The sequence below is a fragment of the Ruegeria sp. CRTD044 genome, from assembly GCF_059613485.1.
On the sequence record NZ_JBXWSP010000003.1, the window covers coordinates 112,854 to 133,062 of the forward strand.

At 62.1% G+C, this 20,209-nt stretch carries 21 protein-coding genes; 9 read left to right on the forward strand and 12 right to left on the reverse strand.

The annotated features are described in order from the left end of the window. Positions 1 to 163: 163 nt before the first annotated feature. From AC2FNL_RS01515 to AC2FNL_RS01560, 10 genes are all read right to left on the reverse strand, one after another. Positions 164 to 304, reverse strand: a complete 141-nt coding sequence (locus tag AC2FNL_RS01515) for a hypothetical protein (RefSeq protein ID WP_496831924.1) — start codon at positions 302 to 304, stop codon at positions 164 to 166. Positions 305 to 440: 136 nt separating this feature from the next. Continuing rightward, positions 441 to 1,220 carry a succinate dehydrogenase iron-sulfur subunit gene (locus tag AC2FNL_RS01520; RefSeq protein WP_170365374.1) on the reverse strand — a complete coding sequence of 260 codons (780 nt, stop codon included), beginning with the start codon at positions 1,218 to 1,220 and terminating at the stop codon, positions 441 to 443. A 12-nt stretch (positions 1,221 to 1,232) separates the two neighbouring features. Further along, a complete protein-coding gene (gene sdhA / locus AC2FNL_RS01525) occupies positions 1,233 to 3,038 on the reverse strand; it encodes a succinate dehydrogenase flavoprotein subunit (protein ID WP_093963474.1) in 1,806 nt (601 codons plus the stop codon). Positions 3,039 to 3,057: 19 nt separating this feature from the next. After that, on the reverse strand, positions 3,058 to 3,429 hold the full coding sequence (sdhD, locus tag AC2FNL_RS01530; protein ID WP_093963475.1) for a succinate dehydrogenase, hydrophobic membrane anchor protein: 372 nt from the start codon (positions 3,427 to 3,429) through the stop codon (positions 3,058 to 3,060). 11 nt (positions 3,430 to 3,440) lie between these two features. Next, complete coding sequence (gene sdhC / locus AC2FNL_RS01535; RefSeq protein ID WP_496831927.1) at positions 3,441 to 3,827, reverse strand: succinate dehydrogenase, cytochrome b556 subunit; 387 nt, start codon at positions 3,825 to 3,827, stop codon at positions 3,441 to 3,443. A 215-nt stretch (positions 3,828 to 4,042) separates the two neighbouring features. Beyond that, positions 4,043 to 4,705 (reverse strand): DUF1194 domain-containing protein, encoded by a 663-nt coding sequence (locus AC2FNL_RS01540; RefSeq protein WP_093963477.1) that lies wholly within the window; start codon positions 4,703 to 4,705, stop codon positions 4,043 to 4,045. Between the two features lie 60 nt (positions 4,706 to 4,765). Continuing rightward, on the reverse strand, positions 4,766 to 5,794 hold the full coding sequence (locus tag AC2FNL_RS01545) for a MaoC family dehydratase (protein ID WP_496831929.1): 1,029 nt from the start codon (positions 5,792 to 5,794) through the stop codon (positions 4,766 to 4,768). Next, positions 5,794 to 6,000: a DUF1737 domain-containing protein gene (locus AC2FNL_RS01550; protein ID WP_093963479.1), complete on the reverse strand. Its 207-nt coding sequence runs from the start codon at positions 5,998 to 6,000 to the stop codon at positions 5,794 to 5,796. Before AC2FNL_RS01550 ends, AC2FNL_RS01545 begins: the two co-directional genes overlap by 1 nt. Positions 6,001 to 6,012: 12 nt before the next feature. Next, positions 6,013 to 6,567 (reverse strand): NnrU family protein, encoded by a 555-nt coding sequence (locus AC2FNL_RS01555; RefSeq protein WP_170589518.1) that lies wholly within the window; start codon positions 6,565 to 6,567, stop codon positions 6,013 to 6,015. A 6-nt stretch (positions 6,568 to 6,573) separates the two neighbouring features. Beyond that, the gene (locus AC2FNL_RS01560) at positions 6,574 to 7,431 is read right to left on the reverse strand and encodes an HpcH/HpaI aldolase/citrate lyase family protein (protein WP_496831932.1); all 858 of its coding nucleotides are present in this window, start codon (positions 7,429 to 7,431) and stop codon (positions 6,574 to 6,576) included. A gap of 168 nt (positions 7,432 to 7,599) precedes the next feature. Here AC2FNL_RS01560 and AC2FNL_RS01565 point away from each other — a divergent pair, with 168 nt between their 5' ends. Next, the gene (locus AC2FNL_RS01565) at positions 7,600 to 7,905 is read left to right on the forward strand and encodes a hypothetical protein (protein ID WP_093963482.1); all 306 of its coding nucleotides are present in this window, start codon (positions 7,600 to 7,602) and stop codon (positions 7,903 to 7,905) included. A 3-nt stretch (positions 7,906 to 7,908) separates the two neighbouring features. On the opposite strand, the gene AC2FNL_RS01570 is transcribed toward AC2FNL_RS01565, so the two are convergent. After that, a complete protein-coding gene (locus AC2FNL_RS01570) occupies positions 7,909 to 8,664 on the reverse strand; it encodes a sulfite exporter TauE/SafE family protein (RefSeq protein WP_496831934.1) in 756 nt (251 codons plus the stop codon). Between the two features lie 160 nt (positions 8,665 to 8,824). On the opposite strand from AC2FNL_RS01570, the gene mdh reads away from it, so the two are divergent. Next, a complete protein-coding gene (mdh, locus tag AC2FNL_RS01575) occupies positions 8,825 to 9,787 on the forward strand; it encodes a malate dehydrogenase (RefSeq protein ID WP_093963484.1) in 963 nt (320 codons plus the stop codon). A gap of 104 nt (positions 9,788 to 9,891) precedes the next feature. On the opposite strand, the gene AC2FNL_RS01580 is transcribed toward mdh, so the two are convergent. Further along, positions 9,892 to 10,851 carry a zinc transporter ZntB gene (locus tag AC2FNL_RS01580; RefSeq protein WP_254920175.1) on the reverse strand — a complete coding sequence of 320 codons (960 nt, stop codon included), beginning with the start codon at positions 10,849 to 10,851 and terminating at the stop codon, positions 9,892 to 9,894. A gap of 405 nt (positions 10,852 to 11,256) precedes the next feature. Here AC2FNL_RS01580 and sucC point away from each other — a divergent pair, with 405 nt between their 5' ends. From sucC to lpdA, 7 genes are all read left to right on the forward strand, one after another. Further along, positions 11,257 to 12,450 carry an ADP-forming succinate--CoA ligase subunit beta gene (gene sucC, locus AC2FNL_RS01585; protein ID WP_093963486.1) on the forward strand — a complete coding sequence of 398 codons (1,194 nt, stop codon included), beginning with the start codon at positions 11,257 to 11,259 and terminating at the stop codon, positions 12,448 to 12,450. A gap of 84 nt (positions 12,451 to 12,534) precedes the next feature. Beyond that, positions 12,535 to 13,419 (forward strand): succinate--CoA ligase subunit alpha, encoded by an 885-nt coding sequence (sucD, locus tag AC2FNL_RS01590; RefSeq protein ID WP_170342204.1) that lies wholly within the window; start codon positions 12,535 to 12,537, stop codon positions 13,417 to 13,419. A 44-nt stretch (positions 13,420 to 13,463) separates the two neighbouring features. Beyond that, complete coding sequence (locus AC2FNL_RS01595; RefSeq protein WP_170391859.1) at positions 13,464 to 14,006, forward strand: DUF805 domain-containing protein; 543 nt, start codon at positions 13,464 to 13,466, stop codon at positions 14,004 to 14,006. After that, positions 14,003 to 16,957, forward strand: a complete 2,955-nt coding sequence (locus AC2FNL_RS01600) for a 2-oxoglutarate dehydrogenase E1 component (protein ID WP_093963489.1) — start codon at positions 14,003 to 14,005, stop codon at positions 16,955 to 16,957. The genes AC2FNL_RS01595 and AC2FNL_RS01600 overlap by 4 nt, the downstream gene beginning before the upstream one ends. Positions 16,958 to 16,963: 6 nt before the next feature. Further along, entirely contained in the window at positions 16,964 to 18,466 is a 1,503-nt protein-coding gene (gene odhB / locus AC2FNL_RS01605; protein WP_496831938.1) for a 2-oxoglutarate dehydrogenase complex dihydrolipoyllysine-residue succinyltransferase, read from the forward strand. Positions 18,467 to 18,468: 2 nt separating this feature from the next. Further along, on the forward strand, positions 18,469 to 18,738 hold the full coding sequence (locus AC2FNL_RS01610) for a hypothetical protein (protein WP_170342212.1): 270 nt from the start codon (positions 18,469 to 18,471) through the stop codon (positions 18,736 to 18,738). Positions 18,739 to 18,811: 73 nt separating this feature from the next. Continuing rightward, positions 18,812 to 20,200, forward strand: a complete 1,389-nt coding sequence (lpdA, locus tag AC2FNL_RS01615) for a dihydrolipoyl dehydrogenase (RefSeq protein ID WP_496831940.1) — start codon at positions 18,812 to 18,814, stop codon at positions 20,198 to 20,200. The last annotated feature ends 9 nt before the right edge of the window (positions 20,201 to 20,209 follow it).

A 20,209-nucleotide genomic window follows, 5' to 3' on the forward strand; every position in this document is an offset into this window, starting at 1 on the left:
CGGCATGCCTGTGCTGCCGCCACCGGCAGTCGCGGGTCAAAGAAGACGTGCGTGACCGCCAGACGAAATAGGCGAACACGCCGGCGCCGAGCAGAAGCAGAAGAACAGGCATTCCCCTGCTTCGCGCAATATGCGCCGGGACTCAAGACTTGGCTTGGTAAACTCAGGCCGCGTTGGCGTATTCAAACAGCTCCGGCTCTGCATCCTTTGCAGGCTTGACCGGCTCAGGCTCGTAGTAGGCCCAGGCTTGCTCAAGATATTCCAAGGCTTTGGCTGCGATTGTTTTTTTGGATTCGTTCTTCATCGGAGTGATCCTGTTTCCAATCCGTCACTCCTCCCCGATACCGAACATAGTCTTGGCCGGGGCGGCCCACATCCAATGATTTCGCATGTGGGCCATGCACTTGCCGCAACGCGGCAAGCGCGTTGGTCGTCATCGGTCAAACTGCGCGTTCGACCATCATCTTCTTGATCTCGGCAATCGCCTTGGCCGGGTTTAGCCCCTTGGGGCAGGTCTTTGCACAGTTCATGATCGTATGGCACCGATACAGCTTGAACGGATCCTCAAGCTGATCCAGACGCTCGCCGGTGGCCTCGTCGCGGCTGTCGATGATCCAGCGATAGGCATGCAGCAACGCGGCGGGGCCAAGGTACCGGTCGCCATTCCACCAATAGCTCGGGCACGAGGTCGAGCAGCTGGCGCACATAACGCATTCGTACAGACCATCCAGTTTTTTCCGGTCTTCGATCGACTGCTTCCATTCCTTTGCAGGGCGGTTGGTCTTGGTTTCCAGCCACGGCATGATCGAAGCGTGCTGCGCATAGAAATGCGTCAGATCGGGGATCAGGTCCTTGACCACCGGCATGTGCGGCAGCGGATAGATCTTCACGTCGCCCTTGATCTCGTCCATGCCGTAGATGCAGGCCAGCGTGTTGATCCCGTCGATGTTCATCGCGCAGGAGCCGCAGATCCCCTCGCGGCAGGACCGGCGGAAGGTCAGCGTCGGGTCGATCTTGTTCTTGATGTAGATCAGCGCATCCAGGACCATCGGGCCGCAATCGTCCATGTCGACGAAATAGGTGTCGACCCGCGGGTTCTGGCCATCGTCCGGGTTCCAGCGATAGATCTGGAACTTGCGCACGTTGCTCGCCCCTTCGGGCTTGGGCCAGGTCTTGCCCGTCGTAATCCGGGAATTCGTAGGGAGGGTCAGTTGGACCATGTGTTCCTCTCCTCAGAATGTCCGCGCCTTGGGCGCGATCTTTTCAAGGCTGATACCGCCTTCAGCCTCGGTGCTCAGCGGATCGACGATGACCGGGCGATAGCTGAGTTCGACCTTGTTCCCGTCAACCCGGGACACGGTGTGAACACGCCAGTTTTCGTCATCGCGCTCGGTGAAGTCTTCGTGTGCATGAGCGCCGCGGGATTCCTTCCGCGCTTCGGCGCCGACGATTGTGGCAAGCGCGTTGGGCATCAGGTTGGTCAGTTCCAGCGTCTCCATCAGGTCGCTGTTCCAGATCAGGCTGCGATCCGTGACCTTGATATCCTCCATCTTGGCCGCGATTGCGGTCATCTTCTCGACCCCTTCGGCCAGGGTCTTGGCTGTCCGGAACACCGCGGCATCCGCCTGCATGGTTTTCTGCATCTCAAGCCGCAGATCGGCCGTCGGGATTGCACCGCTGGCATTGCGCACCGCATCGAACCGATCGAACGCCTTGTCGACCGAGGCCTGGTTCAGGACCGGGTTGGGCGTTTCGGGGTCGACGACCTTGCCCGCCCGGATCGCCGCGGCGCGGCCAAAGACCACGAGGTCGATCAACGAGTTCGACCCCAACCGGTTCGCTCCGTGAACCGACGCGCAACCAGCTTCGCCCACGGCCATCAGGCCGGGCACGACAGCGTTCGGATCGTCGGCGGTCGGGTTCAACACCTCGCCCCAATAGTTGGTCGGAATACCGCCCATGTTGTAGTGCACCGTCGGAAGAACCGGGATCGGTTCCTTGGTGACATCCACGCCGGCGAAGATCTTTGCGCTTTCCGAGATGCCCGGCAAACGCTCGTGCAGGGCTTCGGCCGGAAGATGGCTCAGGTTCAGGTGAATATGGTCGCCTTCGGGACCGACGCCGCGCCCTTCGCGGATTTCCATGGTCATCGAACGCGAGACATAGTCGCGCGGTGCGAGGTCCTTGTATTGGGGCGCGTAGCGCTCCATGAACCGTTCACCTTCCGAGTTGGTCAGATATCCGCCTTCGCCGCGGGCACCTTCGGTGATCAGGCAGCCCGAGCCGTAGATGCCGGTCGGGTGAAACTGCACGAACTCCATGTCCTGCAAGGCCAGGCCGGCACGGGCCACCATGCCGCCGCCGTCGCCGGTGCAGGTGTGGGCCGAGGTCGCGCTGAAATAGGCGCGGCCGTAACCACCAGTGGCCAACACCACCATCTTGGCGTTGAAGACGTGCATGGTGCCGTCGTCCAGCTTCCAGCAGACAACGCCTTGGCACTGCCCGTCTTCGGACATGATCAGGTCGATGGCGAAATATTCGATGTAAAATTCCGCGTTGTTCTTCAGTGACTGCCCGTACAACGTGTGCAGGATCGCGTGACCGGTCCGGTCGGCAGCGGCACAGGTGCGCTGAACTGCGGGGCCCTCACCGAATTCGGTCGTGTGGCCACCAAAGGGACGTTGGTAGATCTTGCCTTCTTCGGTACGCGAAAACGGCACACCGTAATGCTCCAGCTCATAGACGGCCTTGGGTGCTTCGCGCGCAAGGTACTCCATCGCGTCGGTGTCACCCAGCCAGTCCGAGCCCTTGACGGTGTCATACATGTGCCACTGCCAATGGTCGGGGCCCATGTTCGACAGCGACGCCGCAATGCCACCCTGCGCCGCAACAGTGTGCGAGCGGGTCGGAAAAACCTTGGTTACGCAAGCGGTGCGCAGACCTTGTTCGGCCATGCCCAGCGTGGCACGCAGACCGGCCCCACCGGCGCCGACCACGACCACATCATATTCGTGCGTTTCGTATTCGTAAGCAGCCATTTCATTCAGCTCCGGGGTGTTAGAGGGCAATGCGGGCGACGGCGAAGATACCTGCGGCCGCGGCGCCATATGAGAGACACTTCACGAGAATGATCAGAACCTTTTCCATTGTGCCGTGCACATAGTCCTCGATCATCACCTGGGCACCATCAGCGAAATGCTTGAACCCGACGGCCAGCGTCAGGGCCGCGACGATCGCCGGGAATGGCCGCGAGTAATAGTCCAGCACCACGTCAAAAGGCTGTCCCAGCGTGGGGCCGAATGTGAAGACAAAAAGCGGGACAAGGATCAGCAGCGCAACCGAGCTGACCTTCATCGCCCAAAAATGTTCGGTGCCCGACTTGGCCGATCCCAAGCCTACGGCGCGTTTGCGGTCGGTAAGATAACGCATGTCAGCCTCCCTCAGGCAACGATCAACAGTGTCAGCAAAGTCAGCACGAAAGAGCCGATCACAACCGCCCAGCCCAGCTTGTAGGCTGTCGGGATATCCAGTCCGATCGCGTTGTCCCAGATCAGGTGCCGGATGCCGGCCAGCGTGTGGTACCAAAGTCCCCAAAGCGACAGAGCCATGACCAAATCCCCGAGGAGCGACGTGATCACACCGTTGGCGCGATCAAAGGCTTCGGGCGACGTGGCTGCGGCCAAGAACCACCAGACGATCAACAGCGCGGCCAACAACATTGCGTTGCCGGTGATCCGGGTCAGGATGGAAGTGACAGAGGTCAACTGCGGACGATAGATCGACAGATGCGGCGATAGCGGGCGGTTCCCCCGATTGACATCGGCCATGGCGGCTCCTTTTGAGGTTGGCTACCGAAGTTTTTACTCCATTTTGCGACCCTGTCACGCGCTGCGCGCGCAAAAAAGATCAAATCACCCGCAATTTCGCCGATAATTCGGAAACGTGATCACACAAAATATTCTCGTGATCACAAAACGCATTCCAACGCCCCAATGTTAGCGTTTTCAAGGGTCAAGCAATGTGATCACGAATCTTTCCGCGCTCAGCGCCGATCTGCAGTCTGCCGCGTGACTTCACGCAGAAGTTTTTTCCGGATCCGTTCGGGATAGTCCTTGAAACCGGCAGCCGATACGACGAAGGCTCCTTCACCGACTATGACGTTTTCAAAGAAATAGGCCGTCAGGTCTGGTTCGCTCTCCTCGATCGCAATTGCGTTCACCGTGATCCCCTGACGGCGCAAAAGGTCTCGGATCTCGGTCGGCTCGACCCCTTCGTTCGAGACGCCGTCCCCCGAGATGTCGATTAGATGACGCTTGCACTCGGGCACCTCGAGAAAGCTGTTCACGGTCATTTCCAGCGCCTCACCGATCGCGGTCGAAAAGTTCCGCCAGACACGCGGATCGGCAGACACTTTTGCGGCAAACGTATCCAGTGCGTCGAACCCGTCAATTTTGGTCCAGGGGATTGTGATCCGCTGCCGCGAGGTCCCGGTCCATTGCACCAGCATCAAACGGGCCTGGCCGCGCACCAGCGCCTCGGACACGACCGGGTCGCGCAGTCCGGCCGCCAGGCCATCCATCTGGATGCGGTATTCCGAACTGTCGACCGATCCGGACACATCCACGGCTAAAGCCAGCGCCAGATCGCAGGCCGACGCCGGGCGGGCAAGGCAGAGCGCAGCAGCAAGGATACGCAGATAAGACATGAGCCGAACCTAGCACGGTTCGGCCGGGTCGGGATCACAAGACTGTGGGGGTCAGCCCGTTCAGATCGGCATCAGCGCCCAATAGTCCAGATCCAGCAGGACGTCGGGGCTGTATTTTCCATCCGGGCCGCGCAGGGCAAGGGGCTCGCCACCCTTGGTCGCCACTAGTCGCAACCGGATCGCACCCACGCCGGGAACCTCGGTTTCGGCCTTGTCCAGCACTTCGGACCACGCCTTGATGGTGTCGCCCGCGAAACAGGGGTTGGCGTGGGCGCCGGCGTTCAGACCTACGATCATCTGCGCATTGGCCAGTCCGTTGAAGGACAGGGCCCGCGCCATCGAAATCACATGGCCGCCATAGATCAGCCGACCGTCGGGGCGGAAAGTCAGGTCGAAATGCACCTTGGCGGTGTTCTGCCACAGGCGGGTGGCCAGCATGTGCTCGGCCTCTTCGACGGTCACGCCGTCGACATGGTCGATGGTTTCCCCGATCTGGTAGTCTCCCCAGCGGTGCGGTTCTCCGGCCAGAGCAAAGTCGTATTTGCTGAAATCCAGCCCGTTCGGCACCACGAGGTCGCCGGGCTCCAGCGCCTTTTTCAGGTCCGGCACCACGGTTTCCGGGGCAGGCGCGTCGAGGTTCGATTTCCGCACCATCACCCAGCGCACGTATTCGATCACCACTTCGTCGCGCTGGTTCAGTCCGCGCGTGCGCACCCAGACTACGCCGGTCTTGCCGTTCGAGTTCTGCTTGAGGCCGATCACCTCGGATTCCGACCGCAAGGTGTCACCGGGATAGACCGGCTGCAGCCAGCGCCCCTCGGCATAGCCCAGGTTCGCGACCGCGTTCAGCGACACATCCGGCACCGTCTTGCCGAACACCACATGGAACGCCGCCAGATCGTCGAGCGGGCTTTGCGGCAGGCCGCAGCTCCGGGCGAACTCGTCCGAGGAATAGAGCGCGTGGCGCGCGGGATATAGCGCATGATAGAGCGCGCGCTCGCCCACCGTCACGGTGCGGGGCACCGCGTGGTGCAGCACCTGCCCGATGAAGTAGTCCTCGAAAAAGCGGCCCGGATTGGTCTTTGCCATTATTGCTGTCCCAGTTTCATGTCGGGGGAATAGTCGGCCGCGACATCCTTGGTCACGGCCTGCGCACAGCGCATCTTGCTGGTGGACGGATCGAACGCATAGGCCGGAGAGCCGTGCAGCTCCCACCCTTTGGCCAGCGCCTCGGACACCTTGTGGCAGAAGTCCGAGGTGTCCTCTTCAGTCAGCAGTCGATAAAGTTTCGCCATCACGTCACCTGCCTAACCCGGGAACGGAGACGGGCCGACCAGCCCGTGGATGTAACCGATGATGCCCAGCAGCACGATCGAGGCCACGAAGAACATCGCATCCTTGCCCAGCGTTCCCGGCTCGCCCGGGGTCCAGTTGGGCTCGGACTTGTTGATGACGATCACTTCGACCACGGCCCAGGCCAACAGGCCGCCGAACAGGATGATCGACGCCAGATCACCATTGACCAGCAGATGCGCAAAGGCCCAGAGCTTGAACCCGCCCAGCATCGGATGACGCACCCGGTTCAGCAGTCGGCCCTTGGTTCCGGCCGGGCTCATCATCCAGATCGCGATCAGCACCAGCAGGTTGTTGATATGGATCATGAAGCTAGGCGGCGCCCAGACATGGATGAAATCGGTCATGCGATAGCCGAAGATCATCAGCAGGATCGACACGACCAGCGCACCCGCGACGGCGCCCTTGCCAGTATCGCCCATGGCCGCGCGGCGGGCGGGCATCAGACGTTTGAACAGATGTGCGGCCCACCAAAGCGCCACGCCGAGAATGAGAAGAACGAAGCCCATGCTGGCTTACCCCGCTTGCAAAGCTGATATCGCCTCTGCTTTTGCCAGAATTTCACGGGCAGTTACAACGTGCAGGTTTTCCACGATCTTGCCGTCGACCACGGCAACGCCCTGTCCTTTGGCCTCGACCTCTTCGAAAGCGACGATCTGGCGGCGGGCCAGGTCGATCTCGGCCTCGGAGGGGGCGAAGGCGGTATTGGCGGTCTCGACCTGCGCGGGGTGGATCAGCGTCTTGCCGTCAAAGCCCATGTCGCGGCCCTGCGCGCATTCGGCGGCCAGCCCCTCGGTATCCTTGAAGGCGTTGTAGACGCCATCGACGATCACCAGCCCCTCGGCCTTGGCGGCCAGCAGGCACAGGCCCAGCGAGGTCATCAGCGGCAGGCGGTCGGGGCGGAAGCGGGTCTGCAGTTCTTTCGCCAGATCGTTGGTGCCCATGACAAAGCCCGCCATCAGCGGATGGGCCGCGATCGCGGCCGCGTTCAGCATGCCGCGCGGGGTTTCCATCATCGCCCAGATCGGCAGGTCACCGGTGATCGCGGCCAGCGCATCCACGTCGGCGGCCGAATTCACCTTGGGCAGCAGCACCACGTCGGCATCCATCTCGCGTACGGCCTCGGCATCGGCGCGGCCCCACGGGGTGTCGAGGCCGTTGATTCGAACGATCTTGACGCGCGGGCCGTATCCGCCCGTCGTCAGCGCGGCCTTGAGCGTTTCGCGCGCATTGTCCTTTTCATCAGCGGCAACCGCGTCTTCCAGATCGAAGATAATGGCATCGACCGGCAGCGAGCGCGCCTTGTCGAGCGCCCGCTCCTTGGAGCCGGGGATATACAGAACAGAGCGGTAGGGGCGCTGGCGGGGGTCCATTGGAGCCTCTCGTTGAAATAAAGTTGCGCAGAATGGGGCATTTTTTGCCGGAAACTTCAAGGCCAAAATCGCCGCATTGCAGCATGCGACGCAACGCGCGGTGGTTTTACCGCAATTGCAGAGGGTTCCGGCAGCTTTGGTCCAGTCAACAGGCAAAGGGGGCCGGAGATGAATCAGTGGTTGTTTCAGATGACGATGGGGCTGGGCATCATGGTGCTGGCGGCGCAGCAGGTGCAGGCGCAGTCGCCGAACTGTGCGCCCCGGCCGGACGTGCTGCAGCGGTTGGCCGAGACCTATGGCGAGACCCGGCGCGGCATCGGCATGGCGCGGCAGGGGGCGGTGATGGAAGTCTTTGCCTCGGACGAAACCGGCACATGGACCATCACCGTGACCTTGCCGGATGGCATGACCTGCCTGATCGCGGCAGGCGAGGCCTATGAGGTGATGGCCGAGGCGCTGCCGCCCGATGCCTGAGGGTCAGGTCAACGCGTCCCAGATCAGTTTCGTGCCGGTCAGGGTCAGCAGAACGTAGGCGATGCCGAAGAACAAGCGCTCGGACATCATCCAGTGGGCGCGCACGCCCAGCCAGGCACCGAGGATGGCGAAGGGGGTCAGCAGCAGATCGGCCCAGGCGGTCTGTAGGGTGAACATGCCCAGATAGGCATAGGGGACAAACTTGGCGATGTTGATGACCCAAAAGACCAGCACGGTGGTGGCCTGGAACTCGGTTTTCGTCAGGCGTTGCGACAGCAGGTAGACGGCGGCGGGCGGGCCGCCGGCATGGCTGACGAAGCTGGTGAAGCCGGCGACCAGCCCCGCGAACAGCCCGGCCGGGGGCGGCAGGCGGTTGGCGAAGCCACGCACCCAGCCGCGGGTTTGGGCGACGTGCCAGATCACGAAGCCCACCGAAATGCCCCCGATCAGCAGGCGCAGCAGGTCTTCGTCGGTCGCCCGGTACAGCAGCGCGCCCAGCACCACGCCCGGCACCGCGCCCAGCATCAGCAAGCGGGCGTCGGGCCAGCTCCAGCGTTTCCAGTAGGGGCGCAGCGTTGCCAGATCGATCACCATCAGGATCGGCAACATCAGCGCCAGCGCCTGCCCCGGGTCAAGGATCAGCGCCAGAATCGACGAGGACGCAAAGGCCACGCCCGAGCCGAAGCCACCCTTGGAGATGCCCGCAAAGATCACGGCCGGGATCGCCACGGCAAAAAACATCAGGTTCAATTCGACCATGCGGCGGCCCCGAAACGGCTTGTCCTGCGGGTGGTTTAGCGCAACCGGCGGGGGGCAGGCAAACGGTATGCGGTCGCATGCCGCGCTGCAGAACCCTTGCGCAACGGCGTTTTAACGACTAGCAAACCGTCGATTTCAAAACCGACCGGAGATATTCCAAATGGCCAGACCCAAGATCGCGCTGATCGGCGCAGGTCAGATCGGGGGCACGCTTGCCCACCTCGCAGCAATGAAGGAACTGGGGGATGTCGTTCTGTTCGACATCGCCGAGGGCATCCCGGAAGGCAAGGCGCTGGACATCGCCGAATCCGGCCCGTCCGAGGGCTTTGACGCCAAGCTGAAGGGCACCCAGTCCTACGAGGACATCGCCGGTGCCGATGTCTGCATCGTGACCGCCGGTGTGCCGCGCAAGCCAGGCATGAGCCGCGATGACCTGCTGGGCATCAACCTGAAGGTTATGAAGTCGGTCGGCGAAGGCATCGCCGCCAATGCACCCGACGCTTTCGTCATCTGCATCACCAACCCGCTGGACGCGATGGTCTGGGCGCTGCGCGAATTCTCGGGCCTGCCCCACAACAAGGTCTGCGGCATGGCCGGCGTGCTGGACTCGGCCCGTTTCCGCCACTTCCTGGCCGAAGAATTCGACGTGTCGATGAAGGACGTCACCGCCTTTGTTCTGGGCGGCCATGGCGACACGATGGTGCCTTCGGTGCGCTATTCGACCGTTGCCGGCATCCCGCTGCCCGATCTGGTCAAGATGGGCTGGACCACGCAGGAGAAGCTGGACGCCATCGTGCAGCGCACCCGTGACGGCGGCGCCGAGATCGTCGGCCTGCTGAAGACCGGCTCGGCCTACTACGCGCCTGCAACCTCGGCGATCGAGATGGCCGAAGCCTATCTGAAAGACCAGAAGCGCGTTCTGCCCTGCGCCGCCTATTGCGATGGCGAGTTGGGCGTGAAGGGCATGTATGTGGGCGTCCCGACCGTGATCGGCGCCGGCGGCATCGAAAAGGTCGTCAACATCCAGCTCAACGAAGAAGAGCAGGTCGGTTTCGACAATTCGGTGAACGCGGTGAAAGGTCTGATCGAGGCCTGCAAGGGCATCGACAGCTCATTGGCCTGATACATTGATCGGATTTTTGGTCCCCACCAAAGATCCGGCCAAACGCATGACACCCTGCCCCGCTGTCTCCAACCGGCGGGGCATTTCTTTTGGTCCCTCGAGTTCTATCGGAACATCCCAAGCCACCTGGCAACTCCCAGAAGCATCCCGCCAAGTGCGACCAGCAAGGCGCAAACGACCCAGAACGCATGCGGACTTTCGGCGCCGGGAATGCCGCCGACATTGATCCCCAGCACTCCCGCCACCAGGCCCAGCGGCAGAAAGACAGCGCTGACCACTGACAGCACGAGCATACGGCTGTTCATACGTTCGGCCCGTTCATCCATCAGCTGATCGTGTATGATCTGAACCCGTTCCCGCACGGCCGCCAGATCTTCGCCGATCCGGTAGATGCGCTCCGAGGCTTCGCGCAACCGCGACCGGTCGTGAGCCTGTAGCCACGGCACGTCTTCGATCTCGAGCGTCGTCAACGCGTCGCGCTGGGGTACCAGATACCGGCGCAGAACGATGGAGGACCTGCGGATCGCCGCCAGCTCGGACCGAGAAATCTCTGCATTCGCCTCAAGAAGCGCCTCCTCGAGGTCATCCACACGTTCGTTCAGATCGGTGATCGCAGGTTCGGCCCTATCTGCCAGCCGCAAGGCCAACCGCGCGACGAAGTCACCCGGCGATTTCGGTACCTGCCCGCGGTCGATGGCCGCCAGCATGTCCGCAACCGCATCCAAGGGGCGGCGCCAGACACCGATGATCTTGTTCTCCGTCAACCACAGCCTGACCGAGATCATGTCTTCGGGCGGTTGCCCTTCTTGCAGGTTCACTCCGCGCAGGTTCAGGATTACGCCATCGCCATGGACGGTACAGCGGGGCCGGGTCTCGTCCGCCGTCAGAGCGTCGATCACGAACTCATCAAGCCCGCCGGCGCGCAGAAGCGGAACCGTGCTTGGCGCTTCCAGCCTCAGGTGTTGCCAAGCGAACTGCCCCTCCGGTCCGGCCGGTATCCAGCTGGCAAATTCATCGGGGTCCAGTGACACGGCTTTGCCGGATCCATCGAAGATCCAGGTCATGACATCGGGGAAATTTGGGTTCGGCACTATTATCCGCTCGGAGCTTGTTCATGTTTGACCTGCCCGACCCAACCGGACCCACACAGGCCCGGTCAGATTAGCCAGCCTGCGAGAATGCGCCAAGTCCCGAAGGCCTGGCAGGTCCGGTCCCGCTGCTTCGAACGCTACCGGAAATGTTGGCGCAAACGGGGTGCGAACACGGTCTTCGAATATGTTTTCAAAGCCTATTCTGACTCGCTCGAATCATTTTTTGGCACCGGTTTGTTTGTGATCACACCCCGAAAATGTGTGATCACAAATGCCGAAAATCTTCGGCAAATAACGCGATCGCAGCAGAAAACCCTTTAATTTTTACCGCTAGACACCCCTATAACGATCTAATCGCAGTCAGACGGGACAGTTTCGATGAACATTCACGAATATCAGGCCAAGGCTCTTCTTCGCAGCTATGGCGCTCCGGTCTCCGACGGACGTGCAGTTCTGCGCGCCGAGGAAGCCAAAACAGCCGCCGGTGAACTGGACGGCCCCCTTTGGGTGGTCAAGGCACAGATTCACGCGGGCGGCCGCGGCAAAGGTCACTTCAAAGAGGCCGATGCCGGTGAAAAGGGCGGCGTGCGTCTGACCAAATCGGTGGAAGAAGCCGCCGAAGAAGCCAAGAAGATGCTGGGCCGCACGCTGGTCACCCACCAGACCGGCCCCGTAGGCAAGCAGGTCAACCGCGTTTACATCGAGGCCGGTTCGGGCATCGAGCGCGAGCTGTACCTGGCCCTGCTGGTGGACCGCCAGACCAGCCGCATCTCGTTCGTGTGCTCGACCGAAGGCGGTATGGACATCGAAGAAGTAGCCGCAGCGACACCCGAGAAAATCCTGTCCTTCTCGGTTGACCCGGCCACTGGGTACCAGCCGTATCACGGCCGGCGCATCGCCTTCTCGCTGGGTCTGGAAGGCGCGCAGGTCAAGCAATGCGTGCGTCTGATGGGCATCCTGTACAAGGCCTTCGTCGAGAAGGACATGGAGATGCTGGAGATCAACCCGCTGATCGTGGCCGAAGGCGGCGACCTCAAGGTGCTGGACGCCAAGCTGAGCTTTGACGGCAACGCGGTCTACCGCCACCCCGACATCGCCGAACTGCGCGACACCACCGAGGAAGACCCCAAGGAGCTGGAAGCCAGCAAATACGACCTGAACTACATCGCGCTGGACGGCGAGATCGGCTGCATGGTCAACGGCGCGGGCCTGGCGATGGCGACGATGGACATCATCAAGCTGTACGGTGCCGAGCCTGCCAACTTCCTCGACGTGGGTGGTGGCGCCACCAAAGAGAAAGTGACCGAGGCGTTCAAGATCATTACCAGCGACCCGAACGTCAAAGGCATCCTGGTCAACATCTTCGGGGGCATCATGCGCTGTGACGTCATCGCCGAGGGCGTTGTCGCCGCGGTGAAAGAGGTCGGCCTGCAGGTCCCACTGGTCGTGCGCCTGGAAGGCACCAATGTCGAGAAGGGCAAGGAGATCATCAACACCTCCGGCCTGGACGTGATCGCGGCGGACAACCTGAAAGACGGTGCCGAGAAGATCGTGAAGGCAGTCAAAGGCTGAACCCGATAACTCAGGGCGGGTCGCGGCCCGCCATTCCGACGAATACTGGCGGGTCAGATCCCGCCGAAAACAGGAGAACGCCAAATGGCAGTCCTCATCGACGAAAATACCAAAGTGATCTGTCAGGGCTTTACCGGCTCGCAGGGCACATTCCACTCTGAACAGGCCATCGCCTATGGCACCAAGATGGTCGGCGGCGTGACCCCCGGCAAAGGCGGGATGGAGCATCTGGGTCTGCCCGTGTTCAACTCGGTCCACGAAGCCAAGCACGTCACCGAGGCCAACGCCACCGTGATCTACGTGCCGCCGCCGTTTGCCGCGGATTCGATCCTCGAAGCGATCGATGCCGAGATGGAAGTGATCGTCTGCATCACCGAAGGCATCCCGGTTCTGGACATGATGAAGGTGAAGCGCGCGCTGGAAGGCAGCAAGTCGCGTCTTATCGGCCCAAACTGCCCCGGTGTCATCACGCCGGATGCCTGCAAGATCGGCATCATGCCCGGCCACATCCACAAGCGTGGTTCGGTCGGCGTCGTGTCGCGTTCCGGCACCCTGACCTATGAGGCCGTCAAGCAGACCACCGATGTGGGTCTGGGCCAGTCCACCTGCGTGGGCATCGGCGGCGACCCGATCAAAGGCACCGAGCATATCGACGTGCTGGAATGGTTCCTGGCCGATGACGAGACCGAGTCGATCATCATGATTGGCGAGATCGGCGGCTCGGCCGAGGAAGAAGCCGCGCAGTTCCTGGCGGATGAGGCCAAGAAAGGCCGCAAGAAGCCCGTTGCCGGTTTCATCGCCGGCCGCACGGCGCCTCCGGGCCGCCGCATGGGCCATGCGGGCGCGATCGTCGCCGGCGGCAAGGGCGGTGCCGAGGACAAGATCGAAGCCATGCGCAGCGCCGGCATCGTCGTGGCCGAAAGCCCGGCGCAGCTGGGCGAGGCTGTGCTGGAAGCAATCGGCAAGTAAACCGCCGGCCCCTTGCGTGGGCTGGCCTCAGCGGAGCGAAACACATGACCTTCAATGAAGCCGTCAAAACGTGTTTCTCCAAATACTTCACATTCTCGGGGCGGGCCTCTCGCCCCGAGTATTGGTATTTTTTCCTGTTCATTCTGGTCTGGAGCGCAATCGCCACGGTCATCGACTGGCATTTCTTCGGACAGGTCACGACCGTGCAATCCGAAGGCTCGGTCGAGGTGGCCGCCACGTCCAGCCAGCCGGTGCAGAGCATCGTGTCGCTGATCGTGTTCTTTCCGCATCTGGCCGTGGCGTGGCGGCGCATGCATGACACCGGGCGCAACGGTCTCTACGCGCTGCTGCCGATCCTTTTGATCCTTGGGGCTTTTGCCGTTCTGGTCTTCGGCATCGGCCTCGCCTCAAGCTTCCAGCACGGCGGTAGCCTCGACATCCTGTTCACGCGCGCCACGCTGCTGATCGTCATTCCGACACTGCTTGTTCTTCTCGTGTCGCCCCTCCTGGTTCTGTGGTGGCTGTCCCGCCCTAGTCAGCCAGGCACCAACAAATACGGTCCCAACCCATATGAGGTAACCCAATGACCGAACACTCGCCCAATTCTGCCTTCCATGCCTCGAGCTTCATGCAGGGGCACAATGCCGAGTACCTGGAGCAGCTATACGCCCAGTACACCAAGGACCCCGGCGCAATCGATGCGGCTTGGGCCGAGTTTTTCCGGCAGATGGGAGACGCGGCACCGGACGTCCAGAAAGAGGCCGAAGGGCCTTCGTGGGCGCGCACCGACTGGCCACCGATGCCGAATGATGACCTGACCGGCGCGCTGACCGGCGAGTGGATCGAGGTCGACGCCAAAGCTGCAGGCAACAAGATCAAGGAAAAGGCTGCCAAGGCGGGGGTTGATGTCAGCGACGAACAGATCAAGCGCGCCGTGCTGGATTCGATCCGCGCGCTGATGCTGATCCGGGCCTATCGAATCCGGGGTCACCTGGCCGCTGATCTGGACCCGCTGGGCATGCGCGCCGCGACCAACCATCCCGAGTTGGACCCCAAGACCTATGGCTTTACCGATGCCGACATGGACCGGCCGATCTTCATCGACAACGTGCTGGGTCTGCAGATGGCCAGCATGCGCCAGATCGTCGAGATCGTGAAACGCACCTATTGCGGCACTTTCGCGCTGCAGTACATGCACATCTCGAACCCCGAGGAGGCCGCTTGGCTGAAAGAACGGATCGAAGGTTATGGCAAGGAAATCTCGTTCACGCGGGAAGGCCGCAAGGCGATCCTGAACAAGATGGTCGAGGCCGAGGGCTTTGAGAAGTTCCTGCATGTGAAATACATGGGCACCAAGCGCTTCGGTCTGGACGGAGGCGAGGCGCTGATCCCGGCGATGGAACAGATCATCAAGCGTGGCGGCGCCCTGGGCCTGAGTGATATCGTGATCGGCATGCCGCACCGCGGACGTCTGAACATCCTGGCCAACGTGATGGGCAAACCCTACCGCGCCATTTTCAACGAGTTCCAGGGCGGCAGCTTCAAGCCCGAGGATGTGGATGGGTCGGGCGACGTGAAGTATCACCTCGGTGCGTCCAGCGACCGTGAGTTTGACGGCAACACCGTGCACCTGTCGCTGACGGCGAACCCGTCCCACCTCGAAGCCGTGAACCCGGTCGTTCTTGGCAAGGTTCGGGCCAAGCAGGACCAGCTTGGTGACACCGACCGCAGCAAGGTCATGGGCATTCTTCTCCACGGCGACGCCGCCTTTGCCGGCCAGGGTGTCGTGGCCGAAGGCTTTGGCCTGTCCGGTCTGCGCGGTCACAAGACCGGCGGCACCATGCATATCGTCGTGAACAACCAGATCGGCTTTACCACCGCGCCGCATTTCTCGCGCTCCAGCCCGTATCCGACCGATATCGCGCTGATGGTCGAGGCGCCAATCTTCCACGTGAACGGCGACGACCCCGAGGCGGTGGTGCACGCGGCCAAGGTCGCGACCGAATTCCGCCAGAAGTTCCACAAGGACGTGGTCATCGACATCTTCTGCTATCGCCGGTTCGGTCACAACGAGGGCGACGAGCCCATGTTCACCAACCCGATCATGTACAAGAAGATCAAAACCCACAAAACCACGCTGTCGCTGTACACCGAGCGGCTGGTCAAGGACGGTCTGATCCCTGAGGGCGAGATCGAGGACATGAAGGCCGCCTTTCAGGCGCATCTGAACGACGAGTTCGAGGCCGGCAAGGACTACAAACCCAACAAGGCCGACTGGCTGGATGGCCGGTGGTCGCATCTGGACAAGAACAAGGAAGAATATGTCCGCGGCGACACCGCAATCACGCCGGACACTCTGGCCGAGGTCGGCAAGGCGCTGGTGACGGTGCCCGAAGGCTTTGCCCTGCACAAGACTGTAGGTCGCCTTCTTGAACACAAGAAACAGATGTTCGAAACCGGTCAGGGCTTTGACTGGGCCACCGGCGAGGCGCTGGCCTTCGGGTCGCTGCTGACCGAGGGCTATCCGGTACGCCTGTCGGGGCAGGACGCCACCCGCGGTACTTTCAGCCAGCGCCATTCGGGCTTCATCAACCAAGAAACCGAAGAGCGCTATTATCCGCTGAACCACATCCGCGCCGGACAGTCGCAGTACGAAGTGATCGACTCGATGCTGTCGGAATACGCGGTGCTGGGCTTCGAATACGGCTACTCGCTGGCCGAGCCCAACGCGCTGGTTCTGTGGGAGGCCCAGTTCGGCGATTTCGCCAACGGCGCGCAGATCATGTTCGACCAGTTCATCAGCTCGGGCGAAAGCAAATGGTTGCGCATGTCCGGTCTGGTCTGCCTGCTGCCGCACGGGTTCGAGGGACAAGGCCCCGAGCACTCATCGGCGCGACTGGAGCGGTTCCTGCAGATGTGCGGCCAGGACAACTGGATCGTGGCCAACTGCACCACGCCTGCGAACTATTTTCACATCTTGCGCCGTCAGTTGCACCGCACCTTCCGCAAGCCGCTGATCCTGATGACGCCCAAATCGTTGCTGCGCCACAAGCTGGCGATCAGCAACGCCGAGGACTTCACCACCGGGTCCAGTTTCCACCGGGTGCTGTGGGACGACGCGCAAAAAGGCAACTCGGACACCCAGCTGGTGCCCGACGACAAGATCAAGCGCGTAGTGATGTGTTCGGGCAAGGTGTACTACGACCTGCTTGAGGAGCGCGACGCGCGCGGGATCGACGACGTCTACCTGCTGCGGATCGAGCAATACTATCCGTTCCCGGCCCATTCGCTGATCAACGAGCTTGAGCGGTTCAAACAGGCCGAGATGGTCTGGTGTCAGGAAGAGCCCAAGAACCAGGGCGCCTGGGGATTCATCGAACCCAACATCGAATGGGTCCTGTCCCGCATCGGTGCCAAGCATACCCGGCCGATCTATGCCGGCCGCGCCACTTCGGCCTCGCCCGCAACGGGTCTGGCCAGCCAACACAAAGCCCAACAAGAAGCGCTGGTGAACGAAGCGCTGACTATTGAAGGATAATTAACGATGACGATTGAAGTTCGTGTTCCCACGCTGGGCGAGTCCGTCACCGAAGCCACGGTCGCAACCTGGTTCAAGAAACCCGGCGATGCCGTCGCCGTGGATGAGATGCTGTGCGAGCTTGAGACGGACAAGGTCACCGTCGAGGTTCCGTCGCCCGCAGCCGGCGTGATGGGCGAGATCGTAGCCGCCGAAGGTGAGACGGTCGGCGTTGATGCTCTGTTGGCAACGATCCAGGCCGGCGAAGGTGCGGCCCCCGCGCCAAAAGCTGAAGCCGCGCCAACAGCGGCCCCTGCCGCTTCGGGCGGCAGCGTTGACGTGATGGTTCCGACACTCGGTGAGTCCGTCACCGAGGCGACCGTATCGACCTGGTTCAAGAAGGTCGGCGATACCGTCACACAGGACGAAATGCTGTGCGAACTGGAGACCGACAAGGTTTCGGTTGAGGTCCCGGCTCCGGCTGCGGGTGTACTCGCGGAGATCGTGGCCCCCGAGGGCGCGACGGTCGACGCGACCGCCAAGCTTGCCGTGATTTCGGGCGCTGAAGCAGGCGCCGAACCGGCTGCGCCGGCCGCGGCAGCCTCTGCCCCCGCAGCAGCCGCCACCGGCAAGGACGTGGCCAATGCGCCATCGGCCGAAAAGGCCATGGCCGAGGCCGGCCTGTCGGCCGATCAGGTCACCGGCACCGGCCGCGATGGTCGCATCATGAAGGAAGACGTGGCCCGCGCCGTCGCAACCGCCGCTGCCCCTGCCGCGGCCGCCCCGACACCGGCAGCAGCCCCGCGGGCTCCCGTAGCCGCCGAGGACGCCGCCCGCGAGGAACGCGTGCGCATGACGCGCCTGCGCCAGACCATCGCCAAGCGTCTGAAGGACGCGCAGAACACTGCCGCGATCCTGACCACCTACAACGAGGTGGACATGACCGAGGTGATGGCCCTCCGCAACCAGTACAAGGACCAGTTCGAGAAGAAGCATGGCGTGCGCCTGGGCTTTATGTCCTTCTTCACCAAGGCCTGCTGCCACGCGCTGAAAGAGGTGCCCGAGGTCAATGCCGAGATCGACGGTAATGACATCGTGTACAAGAACTACGTCCACATGGGCGTCGCCGCCGGCACTCCGCAGGGCCTGGTGGTTCCGGTGATCCGCGATGCGGACCGCATGTCGTTCGCCGAGATCGAGAAAGCCATCGCCGAGAAGGGCAAACGCGCCCGTGACGGCAAGCTGAGCATGGCCGAAATGCAGGGCGGTACCTTCACCATCTCGAATGGAGGCGTCTATGGCTCGCTGATGTCCTCGCCGATCCTGAACCCCCCGCAGTCGGGCATTCTGGGCATGCACAAGATTCAGGAACGTCCGATGGTCATCAATGGCGAGATCAAGATCCGTCCGATGATGTATCTGGCGCTGTCCTATGACCACCGCATCGTCGACGGCAAGGGCGCGGTGACCTTCCTTGTGCGCGTGAAAGAGGCGCTGGAAGATCCGCGCCGTCTGCTGATGGATCTGTAATCATGGCGACGCATGTACTCTGGCAGGCCGACGTGGCCGATTTCGACGCTTGGCTGAAGGTATTCCGCGAGGACAAGCCGATGCGCAAGGCGGCCGGGATTGTCGATCTGCACGTCTGGAAAGACCCCGAACAGCGCGATCATGCGGTTGCCCTGTTCGAGATTACCGATCTGGATCGGGCCCAGAGCTTCATCGAATCGGAAGAGCTGGCCATGCACCATGAACGTGGCGGCGTCGCGCATATTCAGGTGAAGGTTCTGACACCCGTCTGAACACGCACCGAGGCGATCCACCCCCGTGGGTCGCCTTTTCAAAAAGAACACTCCGCGGATTTGGGAGAACAAAATGGCTAACTATGACGTCATCGTAATCGGCGCCGGTCCCGGCGGCTATGTCTGCGCCATCCGCTGCGCGCAGCTGGGCCTGAAAACCGCCGTCGTCGAAGGGCGCGAGACGCTGGGCGGCACCTGTCTGAACGTGGGCTGCATCCCCTCGAAGGCGCTGCTGCATGCCAGCCATCAGCTGCACGAGGCCGAGCACAACTTTGCCAAGATGGGCCTCAAGGGCAAAAGCCCCTCGGTCGACTGGAAGCAGATGCTGGCCTACAAGCAGGACGTGATCGACACCAACACCAAAGGCGTCGAGTTCCTGTTCAAGAAGAACAAGATCGACTGGCTCAAGGGCTGGGGCTCGATCCCGGCGGCGGGCAAGGTCAAGGTCGGTGACGAGGTGCACGAGGCCAAGAACATAATCATCGCCTCCGGCTCCGAGGCGGCGTCGCTGCCCGGCGTCGAGATCGACGAGAAGGTCGTCGTGACCTCGACCGGCGCACTGGAGCTGAACAAGGTCCCGAAAAAGTTGGTGGTGATCGGCGCAGGCGTGATCGGGCTGGAACTGGGCTCGGTCTATCAGCGTCTGGGCGCCGAGGTAACGGTTATCGAATATCTCGACGTCATCACCCCGGGCATGGACCCCGAGGTGCAGAAGACCTTCCAGCGCATCCTGAAAAAACAGGGCATGAACTTCGTCATGGGGGCTGCAGTGCAAAAGACCGAGGCCACCAAGACCAAGGCCAAGGTGACCTACAAGCTGCGCAAGGATGACAGCGAGCACGTGATCGAGGCCGATACCGTTCTGGTGGCCACCGGGCGCAAGCCGTTTTACGACGGGCTGGGCTTGGATGCGCTGGGGGTCGAGCTGACCCCGCGCGGCCAGATCAAGGTCGGCAAGGACTGGCAGACCAACGTGCCGGGCATCTACGCCATCGGTGACGTGATCGAAGGCCCCATGTTGGCGCACAAGGCCGAGGACGAAGGCATGGCCGCCGCCGAAGTGGTCGCGGGCAAGCATGGGCACGTGAACTATGGCGTCATTCCGGGCGTGATCTACACCTGGCCCGAGGTTGCCAATGTCGGCGAGACCGAGGCCACGCTCAAAGAGCAGGGCCGCGCCTACAAGGTCGGCAAGTTCAGCTTTATGGGCAATGGCCGCGCCAAGGCGAACTTTGCCGCCGACGGGTTCGTCAAGATCCTGGCCGACAAGGAAACCGACCGCATCCTGGGCTGCCACATCATCGGTCCTGGCGCGGGCGACCTGATCCACGAGGTCTGCGTGGCGATGGAATTCGGCGCCTCGGCCGAGGATTTGGCTTTGACCTGCCACGCGCACCCGACATATTCCGAGGCCGTGCGCGAGGCCGCGCTGGCCTGCGGCGATGGTCCGATCCACGCCTGATGAGTTCGT

Excerpts from the sequence above, each read along its gene's own strand:
- AC2FNL_RS01515 (WP_496831924.1), bottom strand. The coding sequence starts at position 304 with ATGAAGAACGAATCCAAAAAAACAATCGCAGCCAAAGCCTTGGAATAT.
- AC2FNL_RS01520 (WP_170365374.1), bottom strand. The coding sequence starts at position 1,220 with ATGGTCCAACTGACCCTCCCTACGAATTCCCGGATTACGACGGGCAAG.
- sdhA (WP_093963474.1), bottom strand. The coding sequence starts at position 3,038 with ATGGCTGCTTACGAATACGAAACGCACGAATATGATGTGGTCGTGGTC.
- sdhD (WP_093963475.1), bottom strand. The coding sequence starts at position 3,429 with ATGCGTTATCTTACCGACCGCAAACGCGCCGTAGGCTTGGGATCGGCC.
- sdhC (WP_496831927.1), bottom strand. The coding sequence starts at position 3,827 with ATGGCCGATGTCAATCGGGGGAACCGCCCGCTATCGCCGCATCTGTCG.
- AC2FNL_RS01540 (WP_093963477.1), bottom strand. The coding sequence starts at position 4,705 with ATGTCTTATCTGCGTATCCTTGCTGCTGCGCTCTGCCTTGCCCGCCCG.
- AC2FNL_RS01545 (WP_496831929.1), bottom strand. The coding sequence starts at position 5,794 with ATGGCAAAGACCAATCCGGGCCGCTTTTTCGAGGACTACTTCATCGGG.
- AC2FNL_RS01550 (WP_093963479.1), bottom strand. The coding sequence starts at position 6,000 with ATGGCGAAACTTTATCGACTGCTGACTGAAGAGGACACCTCGGACTTC.
- AC2FNL_RS01555 (WP_170589518.1), bottom strand. The coding sequence starts at position 6,567 with ATGGGCTTCGTTCTTCTCATTCTCGGCGTGGCGCTTTGGTGGGCCGCA.
- AC2FNL_RS01560 (WP_496831932.1), bottom strand. The coding sequence starts at position 7,431 with ATGGACCCCCGCCAGCGCCCCTACCGCTCTGTTCTGTATATCCCCGGC.
- AC2FNL_RS01565 (WP_093963482.1), top strand. The coding sequence starts at position 7,600 with ATGAATCAGTGGTTGTTTCAGATGACGATGGGGCTGGGCATCATGGTG.
- AC2FNL_RS01570 (WP_496831934.1), bottom strand. The coding sequence starts at position 8,664 with ATGGTCGAATTGAACCTGATGTTTTTTGCCGTGGCGATCCCGGCCGTG.
- mdh (WP_093963484.1), top strand. The coding sequence starts at position 8,825 with ATGGCCAGACCCAAGATCGCGCTGATCGGCGCAGGTCAGATCGGGGGC.
- AC2FNL_RS01580 (WP_254920175.1), bottom strand. The coding sequence starts at position 10,851 with ATGACCTGGATCTTCGATGGATCCGGCAAAGCCGTGTCACTGGACCCC.
- sucC (WP_093963486.1), top strand. The coding sequence starts at position 11,257 with ATGAACATTCACGAATATCAGGCCAAGGCTCTTCTTCGCAGCTATGGC.
- sucD (WP_170342204.1), top strand. The coding sequence starts at position 12,535 with ATGGCAGTCCTCATCGACGAAAATACCAAAGTGATCTGTCAGGGCTTT.
- AC2FNL_RS01595 (WP_170391859.1), top strand. The coding sequence starts at position 13,464 with ATGACCTTCAATGAAGCCGTCAAAACGTGTTTCTCCAAATACTTCACA.
- AC2FNL_RS01600 (WP_093963489.1), top strand. The coding sequence starts at position 14,003 with ATGACCGAACACTCGCCCAATTCTGCCTTCCATGCCTCGAGCTTCATG.
- odhB (WP_496831938.1), top strand. The coding sequence starts at position 16,964 with ATGACGATTGAAGTTCGTGTTCCCACGCTGGGCGAGTCCGTCACCGAA.
- AC2FNL_RS01610 (WP_170342212.1), top strand. The coding sequence starts at position 18,469 with ATGGCGACGCATGTACTCTGGCAGGCCGACGTGGCCGATTTCGACGCT.
- lpdA (WP_496831940.1), top strand. The coding sequence starts at position 18,812 with ATGGCTAACTATGACGTCATCGTAATCGGCGCCGGTCCCGGCGGCTAT.